Origin of the sequence: Thioclava sp. DLFJ4-1 (assembly GCF_002020145.1) — a bacterium.
Lineage (GTDB): Bacteria > Pseudomonadota > Alphaproteobacteria > Rhodobacterales > Rhodobacteraceae > Thioclava > Thioclava sediminum.
The window spans coordinates 847480-867409 of the sequence record NZ_MPZT01000002.1 but is presented as its reverse complement, the minus strand read 5'-3'; the positions used below and the strand labels follow the sequence as shown (position 1 = coordinate 867409).

The following is a 19930-nucleotide window of genomic DNA, read 5'->3' as shown; positions in this document are numbered from 1 at the left end:
GGGCCATCCTCGGGATCTGCCCCAAGGTCAGGGCGCGTCGATGGCCGTGGAGTTATCGCGTGCTTGCGAAAAGGTCCAGCCAATCTGGCAAGCCCGGTCCAGAACCTTGCTCGAAAGCACGATCTGTTGTGCAGGACGCGGGCGGATACGCCCTTTTTCGAGGTAAACGGAGGGTTCCAGCGCCAGATCGGCGACCCCGTCATGGCGGAAAATCCAGATTTCCCCGGTGCGCAGCGCAACTGAGACGGCGGTACCGCCCAGATCGAGCGCCGCGTCGCAATCGGGATGCAGGTGGAAGCGGATGTCGAAGGGAATGCCGCGCAGGCCTTCGCGCTCGAAAATCTGGTCGAAGCGCTCGATGTCGTCAGGGGTCATCGCGCCCAGCGTGTCGCGGCCGCGCAATTCGCGCCCGTCGACGGAGAGGTCCAGTTCGCGGATATGCGACATGCCGTGGGTCTCGGCATAGCCGTCATGGCCGAAGATCATCCCGGTCTCCGACAGATCGTCCTGCTTGAACCAGACGGTTTTCGGCGTCTTGTCGAGATAGGCGCGCGGGGCCCGCCCGAACAGACGCTCGGGGCCGAGGCGGGACGAGGAATAGCCGTAGATCGAGAGGGTCGAATGGCTGGCAGTGGCGCGGCCTGCGCGGTGCCAGTCAGATCCGAACTGCGCACCCGAGCCGCAATTGACGATCAGCGGGCGACGTCCCGAGGTCAGCTCGAAGGCCAGCGTCGAGGCATGGGCATTGGCCGAGGCCTCGCCCTGCGGCGGCCGTGCCGCGTCGATGATCAGCGAGCCGCGCCCGCCCTGCATCCGCACGAAACCCATCGCGATTGGCTCGCGCCGGACGCTGCGGATGCCGGTCGCCGAAAGCGCCGTGTCGAGCCGCCCTTCGGGTCCGCGCCCGCCACCGTGAAACCGCGCCAGTGCCCCATCGGAGTGGCGCAGCGCGCGCAGGGTCGGCGCGATCCGCGCGATCGCATCGAGGATCGGACCGGGCGGCGTGCGTCCTGCCGTCTGCAACGCCTCCGCTGCCCAGTTCAACAGCGTCAGAATTTCCAGCAATTCCTCGGGATTTCGGGTCGCGATCCCGCCCTCGGGGTCGATCTCCGCCGCGCAATCGCGCGACAGGGCCTCCAGCGCGGGGTCGGCATGGCGCTCCATCCCGGTCAGCGCGAGCCCCGCATAGACAAGCCCGGTTAGCGCCTCAAACCGCGGAAGCCCGCAGGCCGCGCCCGCCCAGCGTTTCGATAGGAAGATCGTCTGTTGCCCCAGCGCGCGGAAGAAACGGTCGGCATCCTCGCGTTCGCGTCCGTTCAGCAGCAGGATCGCATGGTTGATCCAGCGGATCAGGCGGCGCCCCGTCAGATCGGGCGTCCAGCCCGGACCGCTGCCGTCGCCGAAGCGGTCGATCCAGCCGAAGACCCAATCCTGTGCGCGCAGGCGCGCCTCGCGGGTGCCCAGCGCCGCGAGATCGTCGAGCCAGCCGCAGCCCTGCAGCGCATCCTCGAAAGCCGGGCCGGGTATCGGCAGGTCCCAGATATTGACCCCGGGGCCTTCGATCAGAGAGCCCGCAAACAGGAAGTTGCCCTGAACGAGTTGCCGTCCCTTGGCGTAAGAGCCGATCGTGCGCGGCTCGGGCTGGCTGACGAATCCGGTCGCCGTCTGCGCACGGCCTGCGCGCGCAGCAGCAAGGCGGTTCAGCGCCGTGCCGAGTTTTGCCGATGATCGGGTTCTGTCCTTACCCATTCCGTTGCCGCTTGCATGCCCTTCTGTCGGGGAATGCGGTCACGTTACTGGGAGGCAGGCGCGCTGTCACCGCCTCGGCGGTCGGTTCACGCAGAGCGTTGCAGTCGCGCCATGTAGAACCCGTCCATCCCCCCGAGATCAGGCCAGAAATCGGGCCGCAGCCGCAGCCCGCCCTCCTCGGTGATCCAGTCCGGCGCGATGCCGGGCAGGTCCGGACGGATCACGGTGAGGTCCGGATGCCGGGCAAGCGCGGCCTTGATCTGCGCCTCGCCCTCTTCGGGCAGAAGCGAGCAGGTCGCATAGACCAGCGTGCCGCCGGGTTTGAGCCATTTCAGCGCGCGGTCCAGAAGCTGTTCCTGCAACGCGAAGAGCGGCTTGATCGACGCGCCGTCCTTGATGAAGGGCAGGTCGGGATGGCGGCGGATCGTGCCGGTGGCCGAGCAGGGCGCATCGAGCAGGATCGCGTCGAAGGGCGCGTTAGGATCCCATTCGAGCGCATCGGCGGCGATGATCTCGGCCTCCATCTGCGTCCGGTCGAGGTTTTCCGCCAGCCGCTCCAGCCGCGCCTCGGAAATATCGAGCGCGGTGACATCGGCCCCCATCGCAGCGAGTTGCAGCGTCTTGCCGCCGGGGGCCGCACACAGGTCGAGCACGCGTGCGCCAGATGCCGGGGCCAGCAGCTTCGCGGGCAGCGCGGCGGCAGCATCCTGCACCCACCAAGCGCCGTCTTCGAAACCGGCCAGCTCGGACACCTTGCCCGGATCGGTCAGCCGCAGCGATCCCGTCGGTAGAAGCGTCGCCCCCAGCGTCTCGGCCCAACCGGCGGCATCGTCCTTTACGCTCAGATCGAGCGGCGCGCCCGCCAGATGCGCAACCTCCATCGCTTGCGCGGCCTTCTTGCCGAAAGACGACATGACGCGCCCGCGCAGCCAGCCCGGCATTTCGGGCGCGGGCGTCGCGGCCCATTTCTCGCCTTCCTCGGAGACCTTGCGCAGCACGGCATTCACCAGCCCCGAGAAGCTTTGCAGCTTCGGCCCGGCCGATTTCACCAGCGTCACGGCAGCATCGACCACGCCATGCGGGGCTTGTTTTTCCTCCAGCAGTTCGACCGTGGCCAGCCGCAGGATCGCCATTACATCCGTTGGCGTGCGGCGGCGCAGATGCGGTTTGATGATCCGGTCGGCGCGGCCCAGATGGCGCAGCGTCGTCGTCGCGAGGCGCTGGGCGCGGGCACGCTGTGCAGGCTCCAGCCCGTCGAGCGCCTCCGCACCGATCTGCTCGGCGAGGCTCTCATGATCCTCGAGAACGCCCACGATCAGGCCAAGGGCTGCGCGGCGCGCGGGGTCGGGTCTGGACATGGGCTGCGGCTTCCTGGCTTGTTGCGGCTTAAGCACGGGCCTATATCATGCCCCGATCCACAGACAAGAAAGGACGCGCCATGTCCGATCAGCCCAAAGAGACCCGCGACCTGCCGCCCGCCGCGATCCGCGCGCTCGCCGAAGCCGAAGAGCGCCGCAGGAACGCGCAGGCGGCGGAACTGCCGACCGAGCTTGGCGGTCGCGACGGACCCGAGCCCGTGCGTTATGGCGATTGGGAGAAGAAAGGCCTCGCGATCGACTTCTGATCGCGGTGGGGTCTCAGAGGCCGGGGGCGCTGCCCCCGGACCCCCGGGATATTTGAACCAAGAGGAAGGGGGCGCCTTTTAGAGCCCCAGCACGTCGAGCATGTCGTATTCGCCCGGCCGCTTGTCCTGACCCCAGAGCGCGGCCTTGAGCGCGCCGCGTGCGAAGATGGCCCGGTCGGTGGCGACATGGCGCAGGATGATCCGCTCGCCCATGCCGGCAAACAGCACGTCATGCTCGCCCACGATATCGCCGCCACGAATGGCCGAGAAGCCGATCGCGCCATGCTTGCGCGCACCGGTGATACCGTCGCGGCCCGACTCGCGATTGTCTTCGAGCGAGATGCCACGGCCTTCCGCCGCCGCCTCGCCCAGCATCAGCGCGGTGCCCGAGGGCGCATCGACCTTCTTGTTGTGATGCGCTTCGATCACCTCGATATCCCAATCGGTATCGAGCGCGGCTGCGACTTTCTTCGTCAGCTGCGTGAGAAGGTTCACCCCAAGGCTCATATTCCCCGCCCGCACGATCACGGCGTGCCGCGCGCAAGGTGCGAGCGCCGCGATGTCGTCCTCGTCCATGCCGGTCGTGCCGATCACATGGGTCAGGCGTGCCTGCGCCGCGATCTTGGCGAATTCGCGGGTAGCGGCGGGCGCGGTGAAGTCGATCACCGCCTGCGCGCCGGAAAACGCCTCGAGCGGATCGTCGGTCACGATCACCCCGTTCGGCGCGCCGCCCATCGCCTCGCCCAGATCCTTGCCGACCCAGTCATGGCCCGTGCGTTCGACGGCGCCCACAAGGCGCGCCTTGTCGCTCTCGCTCACGGTGCGGATCAGCATCTGGCCCATCCGGCCCGACGCTCCGGTGATCACGATGCCCGGCAGGTCGCTCATGTCTTTCTCCTTCACGGTTTCGCGCTATCTAGCTTGCACAGGCGGGCTTGGCAAAGCCCCCGTTGCGCAAAACCCGCAGACGCCCTATGTGAGCGCCATGGCAAAGAACCGTTTCTCCTCGGGCGATGGCCCTTCGCAACGTCAGCTTCGCATGGGCGAGTTGATCCGACGCACGCTGTCGGACCTCCTGATGCGGGGCGATGTGCATGATCCCGATCTCAACCGCGTCTCGGTGACGGTGGGCGAGGTGCGCTGCTCTCCCGACCTGAAGGTCGCGACCGCCTATGTCACGCCCTTGGGCGGCGAAGGCGGCAAAGAGCTGATCGCGGCGCTTGCGCGCAACAAGGGCGAGCTGCGCCGCTTGCTCGGCAAGGAAATGACTGCGAAGTACAGCCCCGATCTGCGCTTCCGGCTGGACGAGACCTATGACCGTCTCGATGAGACGCGTCGGATTTTCTCGGACGAGACGGTGCAGCGCGATATCGCTGCGCGCGACGATGACGAAGACGATGAAGACGATCGCGACTAATGCTGCCGCGCTGATGCTGCTGGCCGCGCCTGCGCTGGCCGACGCACCCTGCGCAGATCGCAGCTTCGACGGAACGACCTACACGGTTTGCGAAGCGCAGCTCGGGCAGGACCTAAAGTTGTTCCTCGACGACCCCGACGGCAATCTGATCGGCACGCCCGAGCGGCTCTCGGAAGTCGTGCCCAAGGGTGACCGTGTCGTCTTCGCGATGAATGCGGGGATGTACCATCCTGATCGCAAGCCGGTGGGTCTGTTCATCGAGAACGGCAAAGAGCTGCATTCGATCGTCACCTCGGAAGGGCCGGGCAATTTCGGCCTGCTGCCCAACGGGGTCTTCTGCATCGGCGAGACGTTCTCGGTGACGGAATCGCGCGCTTTTGCCGCCGATCCGAAGGACTGCACCTATGCGACGCAATCGGGGCCGATGCTGGTGATCGACGGCGCGCTGCATCCGAAATTCCTCGCCGATGGCACGTCGAAGAATATCCGTAACGGGGTCGGGGTCTCGGCCGATGGCAAGACCGCCTATTTCGCGATCTCCGATGCGCCGGTGAGCTTTCACGAATTCGGCCGCTTCTTCCGTGACGAGATACAGGTGCCGAATGCGCTCTATCTCGACGGCAAGATCTCGCGGCTGACCGTGCCCGGTCAGGGGCGCGAGGATATGGGCCTGCCGATGGGACCGATCGTCGCGCTGATCGCGCCTGCCGCCCCCACCGCTGGAGATTGACGGTTCGCGCCGCTTGGGCTAGCAGGCGCACCCTTGGAATATGGAGGCCTCATGGCACGCAAGAAGGGTCGCGACATTTCCGGCTGGCTGATCGTGGATAAGCCCGCGGACATCACCTCCACCTCGGTGGTGAACAAGGTGCGCTGGGCGCTGGGCGCCAAGAAGGCGGGCCATGCGGGCACGCTCGACCCGGCGGCGACCGGGGTTCTGGCGGTCGCGCTGGGCGAGGCCACGAAGACCGTGCCGTTCATCACCGATGCGCTGAAATGCTACCGGTTTCAAGTGCGGCTGGGCGCTGCGACCAAGACCGACGATGCCGAGGGCGAGGTGATCGAGACATCCGATCTACGCCCCACGGATGAAGAGATCGCCACTGCGCTGACCGCCTTCGAAGGCGATATCGAACAGGTGCCGCCGCAGTTTTCCGCCGTGAAGGTCGATGGCGAGCGCGCCTATGCGCTGGCCCGTGCGGGCGAGGAAATGGAACTGGCCGCGCGGCCTCTCTATGTCGAAAGCCTCGTGATGCTGGGCCGTCCCGATGCCGACACGGTCGAGCTGGAGCTGGTCTGCGGCAAGGGCGGCTATGTGCGCTCCATCGCGCGCGATCTGGGGCAGAAGCTGGGCTGCCTCGGCCACGTGCTCTGGCTGCGCCGCGAATGGTCGGGGCCCTTCGAGGCGAGCGACGGGATCACGCTTGCGGAGATCGACGAGCTCGCCAAGACGCCCGAGCTCGATGAGAAACTGCTGCCCGTGGAACTGGGCCTTGATGATTTGCCGCAGCTGAAAGCGACGCCTGAAGGCGCGGTGCGGCTGAAGAACGGCAATCCGGGGATGGTGCTGCCGGGCGAGGTCGAATGGGGCGAAGAAGTCTGGGTCAGCCATGAGGGCAAGCCGCTTGCCGTCGGTATCTATAAATCCGGCGAGGTCCATCCGAGCCGCGTCTTCAACCTTTGACGCGCCCCTTCCCCTTGGTCCAAATATCCCCGCCGGAGGCATCCGCCCTCTGTCACGCACATAACGGTCAGGACGAGAGATGATCACCCGCGAGCATATCAAAGGCGACGCCCCCTCCATCGCGGTCTATTCGGATTGCGAGAATTACCGCTATCTGCTCACGAGGGTTTGGGATGACAGCAAACCGCGGGCGCTGTTCATCATGCTCAACCCCTCGACCGCGACCGAGGTGCAGAACGACCCGACCGTGGAGCGCTGCGAGCGCCGCGCGCGGGCGCTGGGCTTCGGGGCGTTCCGGGTGACCAATATCTTCGCCTATCGTGCGACCGATCCGAAGGTGATGCGGGCGCAGCCGGACCCGGTCGGGCCCGAGAACGATGCGGCGATCCGCGAGAGCGTCGACTGGGCGGGCGGTCCCGAGGACCGGATCATCTGCGCCTGGGGCGCGCATGGCGCGCATCTCGCGCGGGGCGCTGCGGTGGAAGACCTGCTGCGCGAAAGCGGTCGGGCGCTGCATCACCTCGGGCTGACCAAGGCGGGCGCGCCGAAGCATCCGCTCTATATCGCCTATGAGCATCAGCCCGAGCTGTGGTTCACCCGCGAAGACTGAGCGAACCGTTAAGCATTTAACGCTTGTTTCCTAGGGTATCCGCGCCGGCAGCGGTAGATTTCTCGCATCTTCACGGGGGTGAGAGAGATGTTGTTTCTGTCGGGTGTTCTGGGCCTGCTGATGGCGGGCGCCACGGCGGGTCTCATGGTGGCTTCCTCCGAACCCGAGGAGGAGACGCCGGACGATCTCGAGACCGCTGATGCCGAGGCTGGGGAGGTCTCTCTGCTGGCCGAGGTCAGTGCTGGAGAAATCGCACCCGAGCCGCTCGCAGCGTCCGAGCCGGGGCCGGGCGATGACATCACTTGGGGCGATGCGTCCGACGATGCGATCGCCGGGGAGGCGGGTGACGATCAGATCAACGGCTATGATGGCGATGACAGCCTTTGGGGCGGGGACGGCGACGACCAGATCCTCGGTGCGTCCGGCAACGATACGCTCTGGGGCGATGCGGGGACCGACACGCTGATCGGCGGCGACGGCGAGGATGAACTCGTCGGCGGCATGGAGGCGGATCTCCTATCCGGCGAGTTCGGATCGGATCGGCTCTTTGGCGAGGCCGGGGAGGACACGCTGATCGGGGGCGCGGGCGACGATATGCTCGCGGGCGGCGCCGACGACGACACGCTAATCGGGGCCGAAGGCGCGGATGTGCTGAGCGGGGATGCCGGGCGCGACGAGCTGAACGGCGATGCCGGGAACGATGTGCTGTTCGGCGTCACGCCGGAGACGCGCGATGCGGGGGCGGCCGATGCCGATACGCTCAATGGCGGGGCAGGGGAGGACGTGCTGCTAGGCGGCTCGGGCGATTGGCTGCATGGCGGCGAAGGGGGCGATAGCTTCGCGCTGGGCGATTGGATCGATCCGAACGCCCCTGCGACAATCGCAGATTACACGGCCGGGCAGGACCGGCTGGCGGTCATCTACGATCCGCAGGGCACCGCCACGCCGCAGATCAGTATCGAGCCTTCCGAGGCGCATCCCGGTGCGGCGTGGATCCTGCTCGACGGCATCCGGCTGGCCGAGGTGCTGGACGCGGCGGGGCTGAACGCGCAGGACGTGGCGCTGCTCACGCCCGCGCAATTCGCGGCGCAGCAGGCCATAGCGCTTTGAAATAAGGCTTTTCAACAAGACGATTCGCGTCTATACGCGCGCATCTGTTCCGAAAGGGGCAGTCTATGGACCTTGCTGGACGACATCCCGGCTTGCGCCCGAACCCTCAATGTAAGGAGATCCCGATGTCGATCACTGTCGAAGACAAGAACGCGCTTATCAAGGAATACGGCACCAAAGAAGGTGACACCGGTTCCCCGGAAGTTCAGGTCGCAGTTCTGACCAAGCGCATCGCGAACCTGACCGAGCACTTCAAGGAGCACAAGAAAGACAACCACTCGCGTCGTGGTCTTCTGATGCTCGTCGCGCAGCGCCGCAAGCTGCTCGACTACCTGAAGGCGAAAGACGTCGCACGTTACCAGTCGCTGATCGAGCGTCTCGGCCTGCGCCGCTAATCCGCCTCGGATTGGAATTCGAAACGCCCGTGCCTTTGGTGCGGGCGTTTTCATTTGCACTATTCCGACTGAATTGCGCAAATTGGCAATAACAGCCCTTCTGCCTGCAAAATTTAAAACTTTTGGGTGAATGGTCTTCCCGCTAAAAAACTTTGGTCGGTTCGACTTCTTGTCCTCCTGTATCGTCCGCTCCAAACGGGAAAACGCGAGCACCTGCCCTACCTTGCAGGTGCGTTAACAGGGAGGATTGAGATATGCAGATCGGAGTCTGGATCAGCTTGGCACTGTATTTCGTGCTGATGCTGGCCATCGGGGTCTATGCGTGGCGGAAGTCCACGTCGAGTTCCGAGGAATATATGCTGGGCGGACGTAACCTGCCGCCCGCGGTTGCCGCCCTGTCGGCAGGCGCATCGGACATGTCGGGCTGGCTGCTTCTTGGCCTGCCGGGCGCGCTCTTCGTGTCGGGCCTGACGCAAAGCTGGATCGGCATCGGCCTTTTCGTCGGCGCTTTCGTGAACTGGATCGTCGTGGCGCCGCGCCTGCGCGAGCAGACCGAGCGCTATGACAACGCTCTGACCATCCCCGGCTTCCTCGCCAATCGCTTCCCGAGCCACGCGACATTGCTGCGGATGGTTTCGGCGGTGATCATCGTGGTGTTCTTCGCGGTCTACACCGCGTCGGGCCTCGTCGGCGGCGGCAAGCTCTTCGCCAGCGCCTTCGGTGGCAGCTACATGACCGGTGTGATCCTGACGCTGGGTGTCGTTCTGGTCTACACCGTGATCGGCGGCTTCCTCGCCGTGTCGCTCACCGATTTCGTGCAGGGCTGCATCATGATGCTCGCGCTCGTCATCATGCCGATCGTGATCCTCACGACCGGTCAGGGCGACGGGGTGGACGCGGCTGCGAGCCGGCTGAGCAATATCGACCCGAATTTCCTGTCGATGACGAACGGGCTGACCTTCGCGGGCTGGCTCTCGGCGGTCGCCTGGGGTCTGGGCTATTTCGGCCAGCCGCATATCATCGTGCGCTTCATGGCCGTGCGCTCGGTCGCCGATGTGCCGAAAGCGCGGAATATCGGTATGGGCTGGATGGCGATCTCGCTGATCGGCGCGATCTCGGTCGGTATCTTCGGCCGCGCCTATGCGCAGCGTAACGGGCTCGACGTGCAGGATCCGGAGACGATCTTCATCATCCTGTCGAACCTGCTGTTCCATCCGCTGGTGACCGGCTTCCTCTATGCTGCGCTTCTGGCAGCGATCATGTCGACCGTGTCGAGCCAGCTTCTGGTGTCGTCCTCGTCGCTGACCGAAGACTTCTACAAGATCGTCTTCAACAAGGACGCCTCGGACCGCACGTTGGTGAATGTCGGCCGTCTTGCCGTGCTGGCAGTGGGGATCGCGGCGATCATCATCGCGTCGAACCCCGACAGCAAAGTGCTCGGCCTCGTGTCGAACGCATGGGCCGGTTTCGGTGCCGCTTTCGGTCCGCTGATCATCCTGTCGCTGACCTGGAAGCGGATGACGGGTCTGGGCGGCGTGGCTGGCCTCGTCGTCGGTGCGCTGACCGTGATCGTCTGGATTTCGCTGGGTTGGGGCTCGTTCCTCTACGAGATCATCCCGGGCTTCATCGCGGCCTTCATCGCCATCGTGGTGGTGAGCCTAGCGTCCGAAGACAGAGGCGAGTTCCGTCCGATCGAATGATCGAAGAGCTTACGAGCATCATTGCGCCCGTCCCGAAAGGGGCGGGCGTTTTGCATTCTGGCTATTTCGCTGCGGCGGAAAGTTGAGAAAATCCATTAGGACGGCATCGCACGCGTGCCTTGGGCCCCTTTGGATCAAGCGCGAAGAGGTTCGGACGGTTCGAAAAATAGGGGCGCCACTTTTTATCTGGCAAGTTCCCGATCAAGACCCCGTGGTCTTTCTTCATGATCGTCGCCAGTTCCGCGAGGGGCACTCCAGCGCCGTCCTTGCTGTGTGCCTCGATCGCTGCGCGAATTTTTTCATCGAGACTGGCAGATTTCTTGACTGCTGGCGGTCGTGCCGGAGCTGCGGTCGTTTTTGACTTCAGCAGATGAAACACTGAACAGCTTTCACGAAATGCCTTCGGCGCTTTCTCCTGTCCGACGCCGAGCACTTCCATCCCTTTTTCGCGGAGCCTGGTCGCGAGGTGGGTGAAGTCACCATCGGAGCTTGCGATGACGAACCGTTCGGCGCGTCGTTCCAAAGCGAGCTCGAGTGCGTCGAGGGCGAGCAACACGTCTCCTGCGTTCTTGCCGCTTCCGGAATGCACCAGCCGGATCGAAGGGCTGTCGCCCCACGATCTAATCTGCGCAACATCACCGTAGGCACGCCGGATGAAAGCGCCTGGCGCGAACTTGAGGATCTGGGAAGCAAAAGTGGCGGAGATATTCTCGCCGTCGATGAAAAGGGCGGTGGGTTTGTTCATGGGGTCACAATAATCAATGTTAATAACTACCGGCTGAGGATGGCGCGCCAATCTGGCCAGAATTGGGCGTTGGCCGTTTCTTTCCCTAAGGACTCTTCGCTTCCCAAACCCCTTCATTTCCTGTATTGGCAGGCCCATCTGAGACGTGACGCCTCGAGCCCCCGGGCGCGTGCAACAGGATAAGGGGGCGGCGGCAATGGGGCCGCCATTCAAATCGGGAGACACGGGATACGCCCGTGAGAGCTCCCAGACAGGATACGCTGAATGTTCAATGTTGTGAAAAAATCCATCCAGTGGGGCGAAGAAGAGCTCACGCTGGAAACCGGCAAGGTTGCCCGTCAGGCTGACGGTTCGGTCATCGCCACTCTGGGCGAAACCTCCGTCATGGCCAACGTGACCTTTGCCAAGGAACCGAAGCCGGGCCAGGACTTCTTCCCGCTCACGGTTCATTACCAAGAGAAATACTATGCCGCCGGTAAAGTGCCGGGCGGCTTCTTCAAGCGTGAGGCTCGTCCGTCCGAAAAAGAGACGCTCACCTCGCGCCTGATCGACCGCCCGTGCCGTCCGCTCTTCGTGGAAGGCTTCAAGCATGAAGTGCTCGTGATGTGCACCGTGCTGTCGCATGACCTCGTCAACGAGCCCGACATCGTCGCGATGATCGCCGCTTCGGCCGCGCTGACGATCTCGGGCGTGCCGTTCATGGGCCCGATCGCCGCTGCGCGCGTCGGTTTCTCGGATGGCGAATACATCCTGAACCCCGAAGTCGACGACATGCAGAAGCTGCGGGAGAACCCCGAGCAGCGTCTGGACCTCGTCGTCGCGGGCACCAAGGACGCCGTGATGATGGTGGAATCGGAAGCTTACGAGCTGTCCGAAGCCGAGATGCTGGGCGCGGTCAAGTTCGGCCATGACGCGATGCAGCCGGTGATCGACATGATCATCGATCTCGCCGAAGCCGCCGCGAAAGAGCCCTTCGACTTCAAAGCGCCGGACTACTCGGCGATGCTCGAGACCGTCAAAGGTCTGGGCGAAGAGAAGATGCGTGCCGCTTACGCGATCTCGGACAAGCAAGAGCGCGTCGCCGCCGTCAACGCCGCCAAGGAAGAGATCAAAGCGCAGCTCACCGAAGAGCAGCTCGAAGATCCGACCCTCGGCACCGCGATGAAGAAGCTGGAATCGGCTGTTCTGCGTGGTGACGTCGTGAAGAACGGTCGCCGCATCGACGGTCGTGCGCTGGACGAGGTTCGCCCGATCGTGGCGGAAACCGGTCTGCTGCCGCGCACCCACGGTTCGTCGCTGTTCACCCGCGGCGAGACGCAGGCGCTGGTCGTGACCACGCTGGGCACCGGCGACGATGAGCAGATCATCGACGCGCTGCATGGCAACTCGCGCTCGAACTTCCTGCTGCACTACAACTTCCCGCCCTACTCGGTCGGCGAAGTGGGCCGCGTCGGTTCGCCCGGTCGTCGCGAGATCGGCCACGGCAAGCTCGCATGGCGCGCGCTGCAGGCGGTTCTCCCGGCTGCGACCGACTTCCCCTACACGATCCGCCTCGTCTCCGAGATCACCGAGTCCAACGGCTCGTCCTCGATGGCGTCGGTCTGTGGTGGCTCGCTGGCAATGATGGATGCGGGCGTTCCGCTGAAATCGGCCGTGGCGGGTGTCGCGATGGGTCTGGTGCTGGAAGAGGATGGCTCCTGGGCCGTTCTGACCGACATCCTTGGCGACGAGGATCACCTCGGCGACATGGACTTCAAGGTCGCAGGCACCGAAGAGGGCATCACCTCGCTGCAGATGGACATCAAGGTCGCCGGCATCACCGCCGAGATCATGGAGAAAGCTCTGGAGCAGGCACGCGCTGGCCGCATGCACATCCTCGGCGAGATGAACAAGGCGCTCTCCGCGGGCCGCACGGAATTCTCCGCCCACGCTCCGCGCATCGAGACGATGACCGTTCCCACCGACAAGATCCGTGAAGTGATCGGTTCGGGCGGCAAGGTCATCCGCGAGATCGTGGAAGTTTCGGGTGCCAAGGTCGACATCAACGACGACGGCGTGATCAAGATTGCTTCGGCCAATGCCGAGGCCATCAAGAAAGCGCATGACATGATCCACGCCATCGTGGCTGAGCCCGAAGAGGGCCAGATCTACACCGGCAAGGTCGTGAAGCTCGTCGATTTCGGCGCCTTCGTGAACTTCTTCGGCAAGCGTGACGGTCTCGTCCACGTGTCCCAGATCGCCAACAAGCGCCTGAACCACCCGAGCGATCTGCTCAAGGAAGGTCAGGAAGTGAAGGTGAAACTTCTGGGCTTCGACGATCGCGGCAAGGTGCGCCTTGGCATGAAGATGGTCGATCAGGAAACCGGCGAAGAAATCGCGCCGGAAAAGCGTGAAGAGAAAGCCGACTGATCGGTTTGATCCGCTGGAAGATTGAGAAAGGCCCCGGAGCGATCCGGGGCCTTTTGCTTCTTGCGCTTCGGGTGGGGCGCGCGGATATGAAAAAGCCCCGGACGCTGCCGGGGCTCTCTCGTAAACGGGTAAGCTGGGCTCAGCCCTGCGACTTGACGGTGCGCAGGTAGGGCAGCTTGACGTCGACTTCGCCGAACTTCTCTTTCGCCTCGTCGGTCGAGACCGAGAGCGCGACGATCACGTCCTGACCCGGCACCCAGTTCGCGGGGGTCGCGAAGGGCTTGCCGTCGGTCGCCTGAACGGCGTCCAGCGCGCGGATGATCTCGGCGAAGTTGCGGCCGACCGACATCGGATAGGACATGGTCAGGCGGACTTTCTTGTCCGGGCCGATGATGAAGACGGTGCGCACGGAGGCCGAATCCGCGGCGGTGCGACCGTCGGGCATGTAGGCATCGGCGGGCAGCATGTCATAGAGCTTCGACACGTTCAGCGAGGTGTCGTCGATGATCGGGAAGTTCGCGGGCGCGCCGGCGACCTGCTCGATGTCCGATTTCCACTTCACGTGCTCTTCGACGCTATCGACCGAGACACCCATGACCTTGGTGTTGCGCTTCTCGAACTCGGGGGCGAGCTGCGCCACGGCGCCGAATTCGGTGGTGCAAACCGGGGTGAAGTCTTTCGGGTGCGAGAACAGGATGGCGTAGCTGTCGCCGATCCAGTCGTGGAACTTGATCTCGCCAGCGGTCGAGTCGGCGGTGAAATCGGGAGCGGTGTCATTGATACGCAGGCCCATGAAAAACCTCCTGTGTTTGCGTAAAATCACGTCTTTCCGGGATATAAGCCCTCGCCGGGGTCCGTTCCAGCCAGTTTAGAACCTTTTTAAACTCGGAGCCTGCGACCTTTCGTCAGGCCTTGCGCAGGACGGGGAGTGGTGAAACGCTCGCGCGCAACATCTGTGTGCCGGAGGCTGATATGATCGAGAAACGGAATTTCTACATCGACGGGGCGTGGGTCGCTCCCAAGGCGGCGCGCGAGTACGAGGTGATCGACCCGTCCACTGAGGATCCCTGCGCGGTGATCTCGCTGGGTGACCAAGCCGATACGGATGCGGCGGTCGCCGCGGCGAAGGCCGCGCTGCCCGGCTGGAAGGCCACGGACCCGGCAGAGCGGATCGCGGCGGTCGAGCGGATCGCGAAGGTCTATGCCGAGCGCGCCGAGGACATGGCGCAGGCGATGAGCCTCGAGATGGGCGCGCCGATCGATCTGGCGCGCAAGAACCAGTGGGGCGCGGGCGCCTATCACATCAAGAACTTCATCGACGCGGCGAAAGCGTTCGACTGGGTGCATCCTCTGGGCGACGGCACGCCGGGCGCGATGATCGCTTATGAGGCCGTGGGCGTCGTCGGTCTGATCACGCCGTGGAACTGGCCGATGAATCAGGTGACGCTTAAGGTGATCCCGGCGATCCTCGCAGGCTGCACGATGGTGCTGAAACCGTCCGAGGAAGCGCCGCTGTCCTCGCTGCTGTTTGCGGAAATCCTCGACGCGGCGGGTCTGCCCAAGGGCGTGTTCAACCTCGTGAACGGTGACGGCGTTGGCGTCGGCACGCAGCTTTCGACCCATCCCGATGTCGAGATGATTTCCTTCACCGGCTCGACCCGGGCCGGCAAGGCCATCTCGAAGGCGGCGGCCGATACGCTCAAGCGGGTGACGCTGGAGCTGGGCGGCAAGGGCGCCAACCTGATCTTCGCCGATGCGGATGAAGATGCGGTGGCGCGCGGCGTAAAGCACTGCTTCCAGAACTCGGGCCAAAGCTGCAACGCGCCGACGCGGATGCTGGTCGAGCGTTCGGCCTATGACAAGGCCGTGGAAATCGCGCGCCAGACCGCCGAGGCGACGCAGGTGGCCAGCCCGCGCGAGGAAGGCAAGCATATCGGGCCGGTCGTGAACAAAGCGCAGTTCGACAAGATCCAGGGCCTGATCGAGACAGGCATCGCGGAAGGTGCGAAGCTCGTCGCGGGTGGTCCCGGACGGCCCGAGCATCTCAATCGCGGCTTCTATGTCCGTCCGACGGTCTTTGCCGATTGCGATCCCTCGATGACGATCATGAACGAGGAAATCTTCGGCCCCGTCCTGTCGATCATGCCGTTTGACAGCGAAGAGCAGGCAATCGAAGTGGCCAATGCTACGCCTTATGGTCTGACCAATTACCTGCAATCGGGCGATGGCGCGCGGCGCAACCGTCTGGCGCGGCAGCTGCGCTCGGGGATGGTCGAGATGAACGGCCAGGACCGAGGCGCAGGCGCGCCGTTCGGCGGCGTGGGTTCCTCTGGCCGGGCGCGCGAGGGTGGCCGCTGGGGCATCGAGGAATTCTGCGACGTGAAGTCGATCTCGGGCTGGGCGGAGTAAAAGGGGGCGCTGCCCCTCTTGGCCTATCGGCCAATTCACCCCGGGATATTTTGAAAGAGCGAAGAGGGGCGGTTGCGCAAGCGGCCGCCCTTCGACATGATCGCGCGGCTTTTGGAACGGGAGAATGAGATGAGCTTCACGCTGGCGACCTGGAACATCAACTCGGTGCGGCTGCGCGAGGGGCTGGTGCGCAAGCTGATGGAGGAAGAGGCGCCCGACGTGCTCTGCCTGCAGGAGTGCAAGAGCCCCGTCGAGAAGATCCCGCTCGAGGGATTCAAAGAGCTCGGCTACACCCACATGGTTGCGCGCGGCCAGAAGGGCTATAACGGCGTCGCGATCTTCTCGAAAATCCCGATGGAAGAGAACTGCGCCCATGATTTCGCCGATCTCGGCCATGCGCGTCACGTCGCGGGCACGCTCGAGAATGGCGTGACGATCCACAACTTCTATGTCCCCGCAGGCGGCGACGTGCCGGACCGCGAGGTGAATGAGAAGTTCGGGCAGAAGCTCGATTACCTCACTCAGATGCGCGATTACTTCAAAGCGGAAACGCCGCAGAAATCGATCCTCGTGGGCGATCTGAATATTGCTCCGCGCGAGGATGACGTCTGGAGCCACAAGCAGCTTCTGAAGATCGTCAGCCACACGCCGATCGAGGTCGAGCATCTGCACGACACGATGGAAGCGGGCAAATGGGTGGACATCACCCGGCAGGACATTCCCGAGGGGCTTTTGTATTCGTGGTGGTCCTATCGGGCGCGCGACTGGGATGCCGCCGACAAGGGGCGCAGGCTCGATCACATCTGGGCGACGCCGGATATTTCGAACGCGGCCCATGGCAGTCGTGTGCTGCGGGCTGCGCGCGGTTGGGAGAAGCCCTCCGATCACGCGCCGGTTTTTGCGACCTTCGATCTGTAATCGCTTGCGGCAGCGCGCCGCGGTCAAACGGGTTTGCGTTCGGCCCATCCGAGGCCATATAGGAAAGCAAATCCTCCGCAATTTCGGGAGACGGACATGCTGGAACTGGGTGGCGGCGCCAAGGCCGCAGGCAAGAGCGAATACGTCAAGGACGTGACCGAAGCCAACTTCATGGCCGAGGTGATCGAGAAATCGCAGACCGTGCCGGTCATCGTCGACTTCTGGGCGCCGTGGTGCGGCCCGTGCAAGCAGCTCGGCCCGGCGCTGGAGGCCGAGGTCGAAGCTGCGAAAGGCGCGGTCGTGATGGCCAAGGTCAATGTCGACGAAAACCAGATGATCGCAGGCCAGATGCGGGTGCAGTCGATCCCGACAGTCTACGCCTTCTGGCAGGGCCAGCCGATCGACGGTTTCCAGGGCGCGCTGCCGCCTTCCGAGATCAAGAGCTTCGTGGCCAAGCTGATCGAAGCGTCCGGCGGTGAGGCCGGCAACGGTCTGGGCGACGCGGTCGAGGCGGCGGAAGCGATGCTGGCCGAAGGCGCGGCGGAAGACGCTGCGGAGACCTTCGCAGCGATCCTCGAAGAAGATGGCGAGCTGGCGGAGGCCCATGGCGGCCTGATCCGCGCGCGCATCGCGCTGGATCAACTGGACGCGGCAGGCGCGGCTTTGGCGGCTGTGCCCCCGAAACTGTCCGACAGCGCCCCGGTGGAGGCTGCGCGCGCGCAGCTCGATCTGGCGAAACAGGCGCAATCGGCGGGGCCGCTCGACGATCTCAAAGCCAAGGTCGAGGCCAATCCCGACGATCATCAGGAGCGCTTCGACTATGCGCAGGCGCTTTATGCGGCCGGCAATGCCGAGGAAGCCGTGGACCAGCTGCTCGAGTTGTTCCGCCGCGATCGCGAATGGGACAACGAGGCCGCGAAGACGCAGCTTTTCACCATTTTCGACGCGCTCAAGCCGAACGATCCGATCGTGGCGAAAGGCCGCCGTCGTCTGTCGTCGATGATATTTGCCTGAGGGCATGGGCGCGCTAGTTTCATCCGCATGATGAAGAAAGGCGACTTGCCCGAAATCCTTCCGCTTTTTCCGCTGCCCGGTGCGCTGCTGCTGCCCCGGGCGCGGCTTCCGCTGCATATCTTCGAGCCGCGCTATCTGCAGATGATCGAAGATTGCATGAAGACCAAGTCTCGGCTGATCGGGATGATCCAGCCGATCAAGGGGCCGGAGGGGCAAAACCACCTCAACGCGATCGGCTGCGCGGGCCGTCTGACCGGGTTCTCTGAGACCGAGGACGGGCGCTACATGATCACCCTGTCGGGGATCTCGCGCTATCGCATCGTGAAACAGATCGAGGGCTTCACCCCCTATATTCGCGCCGAGGTCAGCTGGGCCGGGTTCGAGCGGGATCTTGGTGCGGCCGAGCATGACAACGGCTTCGACCGCGACGAGTTTCTCGACCTGCTGGCGAAGTTTTTCCATGCGCAGGGGCTGGATACCGATTGGGAAACCTTGAAAGATGCCGATGACGAGTTGCTGATCAACTCGCTCGGGATGCTGTTGCCGCTGGAGCCGGAGGATAAGCAGGCGCTGCTGGAGGCGCCCTGTCTGGCCACCCGGCGCGAGACCTTGGTGACCCTGATCGAATATGCGCTGCATGGCGGCGGAGAGGAGCGGTTGCAATGAGCGACGAGACTGAGAGCGCACCGGCGCCCGAGACGGCTCGCGAGAAGCCGCTGTTCGACCGGCACATGCTGGAGGCGCTCGTGTGCCCTCTGACCCATGCGGTGCTGAAATACGATGCCGAGAAGCAGGAGCTGGTTTCGCAGCCCGCGAAGCTGGCCTTCCCGATCCGAGGCGGCATTCCGATCCTGCTGGCAGACGAGGCTCGCCGGATCGACGAGTAAGGCGCGTCGCTTACAGCGCGCGGCCCTGTAACAGGCGGGGCAGGGAGCCTGACAGGCCCGCCGCTTGCTGCATGAATCCGCGCCGCAGCCCCGGGATCGCCTGCACCAGACCCATCCCCAGATCGCGCCCCGCTTTCAGCAGCGGATTGTCGTTCGAGAACAGCTTGTTCACGGTATCCATGCCGAGCGCGAGCGAGGTCGAGTCGAAGCGCCGCCAGCCCTGATAGCGCTCCAGCACGTCCTCGGCGCCGATATCCTCGCCGCGGCGCATCGCTTCCACGACGATCTCCGCCAGCGCCGCCACATCGCGCAGCCCGAGGTTCAGACCTTGCCCGGCGATCGGATGCACGCCATGCGCCGCATCGCCCACCAGCGCCACGCGCGGCGCGACATAGGCTTTCGCAAGCGTCAGGTTCAGCGGGTAGGAGAAGCGCGGCCCGGCCAGTTTGATCTCGCCCAGGAAATCCCCGAAGCGCGGGCGCAGCACGGCGAGGAAATCCTCGTCATCCAGCGCCGAGATTGTCTTCGCGTTTTCTTCGGTCTCGCTCCAGACGATCGACGACCGGTTGCCCTTCAGCGGCAGGATCGCCAGCGGCCCGGTCGGCATGAAGAACTGCTGCGCGATGCCGTTATGGGGCTTCTCGTGCTCGACCGCCGCGACCAGCGCAGTCTGGCCGTAGCCCCAGCCCTCGCGGGTGATCCCGGCGCGTTCTGCCACGCCTGAGCGGCGACCATCGGCCCCGATCAGCAGCTTCGCGGTCAGGGTCTTGCCGGTGGACAGGCTCACTTCTACGCCGCCCGGCACGACCTGCTGCCCTGTCACCTGCGTCTCGTGCAGCAGCGTGATCTTGTCGCTCGCCTCCATCGCATCGAGGAAGGCGCGATAGAGGTAGCGGTCCTCCAGCATGTAGCCGACCGGCGCCTGATCCAGCTCGCGCGCGTCGAAATGCAGGAAGAAAGGGGCCGCACCTTCGCCTGCGTGACCGTCGGCGGCTTTTACTTCCATCATCGGCTGCGCCTGATCGGCCAGACCGTCCCAGACGCCGATCGCGCGCAGCAGTTTCTGCGACGCGATCGCCAGCGCATAGGCGCGGCCGTCGAACGTGTCGGTCGCACGTTGGCGCGCCGGAGCGGCGTCGACAAGGGTCACGGAAAGGCCGGCGGAGGCCAGTGCAAGCGCCAAGGCGGGGCCGTTGAGCCCGCCGCCCGCGATGATGACGTCTGAATCGTGTTTCATGGCGCTTACTATGGCGCTGGAA

20 protein-coding genes are annotated in these 19930 nt (G+C 64.4%); 14 read left to right on the top strand and 6 right to left on the bottom strand.

Annotation, left to right across the window (positions count from 1 at the left end; genetic code table 11):
* Window positions 1-27 precede the first annotated feature (27 nt).
* On the bottom strand, window positions 28-1749 hold the full coding sequence (locus BMI85_RS09380) for a heparinase II/III family protein (protein WP_078600914.1): 1722 nt from the start codon (window positions 1747-1749) through the stop codon (window positions 28-30).
* 86 nt (window positions 1750-1835) lie between these two features.
* Entirely contained in the window at window positions 1836-3107 is a 1272-nt protein-coding gene (locus BMI85_RS09375; RefSeq protein ID WP_078600912.1) for a transcription antitermination factor NusB, read from the bottom strand.
* A gap of 80 nt (window positions 3108-3187) precedes the next feature.
* On the opposite strand from BMI85_RS09375, the gene BMI85_RS09370 reads away from it, so the two are divergent.
* Entirely contained in the window at window positions 3188-3373 is a 186-nt protein-coding gene (locus BMI85_RS09370; RefSeq protein ID WP_078542519.1) for a DUF1674 domain-containing protein, read from the top strand.
* A 78-nt stretch (window positions 3374-3451) separates the two neighbouring features.
* On the opposite strand, the gene dapB is transcribed toward BMI85_RS09370, so the two are convergent.
* Window positions 3452-4261: a 4-hydroxy-tetrahydrodipicolinate reductase gene (gene dapB / locus BMI85_RS09365; RefSeq protein ID WP_078600910.1), complete on the bottom strand. Its 810-nt coding sequence runs from the start codon at window positions 4259-4261 to the stop codon at window positions 3452-3454.
* 97 nt (window positions 4262-4358) lie between these two features.
* Between dapB and rbfA the strand changes: the two genes are divergently transcribed.
* From rbfA to putP, 7 genes are all read left to right on the top strand, one after another.
* Window positions 4359-4790 carry a 30S ribosome-binding factor RbfA gene (rbfA, locus tag BMI85_RS09360; protein ID WP_078521678.1) on the top strand — a complete coding sequence of 144 codons (432 nt, stop codon included), beginning with the start codon at window positions 4359-4361 and terminating at the stop codon, window positions 4788-4790.
* Window positions 4759-5520: a phosphodiester glycosidase family protein gene (locus BMI85_RS09355; RefSeq protein WP_078600908.1), complete on the top strand. Its 762-nt coding sequence runs from the start codon at window positions 4759-4761 to the stop codon at window positions 5518-5520. The genes rbfA and BMI85_RS09355 overlap by 32 nt, the downstream gene beginning before the upstream one ends.
* A gap of 51 nt (window positions 5521-5571) precedes the next feature.
* On the top strand, window positions 5572-6474 hold the full coding sequence (gene truB, locus BMI85_RS09350; RefSeq protein WP_078600906.1) for a tRNA pseudouridine(55) synthase TruB: 903 nt from the start codon (window positions 5572-5574) through the stop codon (window positions 6472-6474).
* A gap of 79 nt (window positions 6475-6553) precedes the next feature.
* Window positions 6554-7084: a DUF1643 domain-containing protein gene (locus BMI85_RS09345; RefSeq protein WP_078600904.1), complete on the top strand. Its 531-nt coding sequence runs from the start codon at window positions 6554-6556 to the stop codon at window positions 7082-7084.
* A gap of 87 nt (window positions 7085-7171) precedes the next feature.
* Window positions 7172-8194 (top strand): calcium-binding protein, encoded by a 1023-nt coding sequence (locus BMI85_RS09340; RefSeq protein ID WP_078600902.1) that lies wholly within the window; start codon window positions 7172-7174, stop codon window positions 8192-8194.
* Between the two features lie 125 nt (window positions 8195-8319).
* On the top strand, window positions 8320-8589 hold the full coding sequence (rpsO, locus tag BMI85_RS09335) for a 30S ribosomal protein S15 (RefSeq protein ID WP_075776826.1): 270 nt from the start codon (window positions 8320-8322) through the stop codon (window positions 8587-8589).
* A gap of 254 nt (window positions 8590-8843) precedes the next feature.
* Window positions 8844-10289, top strand: a complete 1446-nt coding sequence (gene putP / locus BMI85_RS09330) for a sodium/proline symporter PutP (RefSeq protein WP_078600900.1) — start codon at window positions 8844-8846, stop codon at window positions 10287-10289.
* Window positions 10290-10350: 61 nt separating this feature from the next.
* Here putP and BMI85_RS09325 read toward each other — a convergent pair whose 3' ends face one another.
* Complete coding sequence (locus BMI85_RS09325) at window positions 10351-11034, bottom strand: NYN domain-containing protein (protein WP_078601133.1); 684 nt, start codon at window positions 11032-11034, stop codon at window positions 10351-10353.
* Between the two features lie 264 nt (window positions 11035-11298).
* Here BMI85_RS09325 and pnp point away from each other — a divergent pair, with 264 nt between their 5' ends.
* A complete protein-coding gene (pnp, locus tag BMI85_RS09320) occupies window positions 11299-13443 on the top strand; it encodes a polyribonucleotide nucleotidyltransferase (RefSeq protein WP_078542526.1) in 2145 nt (714 codons plus the stop codon).
* A gap of 139 nt (window positions 13444-13582) precedes the next feature.
* Here the strand turns inward: pnp and BMI85_RS09315 are convergent, their stop codons facing one another.
* On the bottom strand, window positions 13583-14236 hold the full coding sequence (locus tag BMI85_RS09315) for a peroxiredoxin (RefSeq protein ID WP_078521505.1): 654 nt from the start codon (window positions 14234-14236) through the stop codon (window positions 13583-13585).
* A 179-nt stretch (window positions 14237-14415) separates the two neighbouring features.
* On the opposite strand from BMI85_RS09315, the gene BMI85_RS09310 reads away from it, so the two are divergent.
* The 5 genes from BMI85_RS09310 to BMI85_RS09290 all read left to right on the top strand — a co-directional run bounded on the left by BMI85_RS09310 (window position 14416) and on the right by BMI85_RS09290 (window position 18671).
* Window positions 14416-15852, top strand: coding sequence for an aldehyde dehydrogenase family protein (locus BMI85_RS09310; RefSeq protein ID WP_078600898.1), 1437 nt, complete (start codon window positions 14416-14418; stop codon window positions 15850-15852).
* A 129-nt stretch (window positions 15853-15981) separates the two neighbouring features.
* The gene (locus tag BMI85_RS09305; RefSeq protein ID WP_078601131.1) at window positions 15982-16770 is read left to right on the top strand and encodes an exodeoxyribonuclease III; all 789 of its coding nucleotides are present in this window, start codon (window positions 15982-15984) and stop codon (window positions 16768-16770) included.
* 96 nt (window positions 16771-16866) lie between these two features.
* The gene (locus BMI85_RS09300) at window positions 16867-17784 is read left to right on the top strand and encodes a co-chaperone YbbN (RefSeq protein WP_078600896.1); all 918 of its coding nucleotides are present in this window, start codon (window positions 16867-16869) and stop codon (window positions 17782-17784) included.
* 27 nt (window positions 17785-17811) lie between these two features.
* Window positions 17812-18450 (top strand): LON peptidase substrate-binding domain-containing protein, encoded by a 639-nt coding sequence (locus BMI85_RS09295; protein ID WP_078571183.1) that lies wholly within the window; start codon window positions 17812-17814, stop codon window positions 18448-18450.
* Window positions 18447-18671 carry a Trm112 family protein gene (locus tag BMI85_RS09290; RefSeq protein ID WP_078521497.1) on the top strand — a complete coding sequence of 75 codons (225 nt, stop codon included), beginning with the start codon at window positions 18447-18449 and terminating at the stop codon, window positions 18669-18671. Before BMI85_RS09295 ends, BMI85_RS09290 begins: the two co-directional genes overlap by 4 nt.
* Window positions 18672-18681: 10 nt before the next feature.
* Here the strand turns inward: BMI85_RS09290 and BMI85_RS09285 are convergent, their stop codons facing one another.
* On the bottom strand, window positions 18682-19908 hold the full coding sequence (locus BMI85_RS09285) for an FAD-dependent monooxygenase (protein WP_078600894.1): 1227 nt from the start codon (window positions 19906-19908) through the stop codon (window positions 18682-18684).
* Window positions 19909-19930 lie beyond the last annotated feature (22 nt).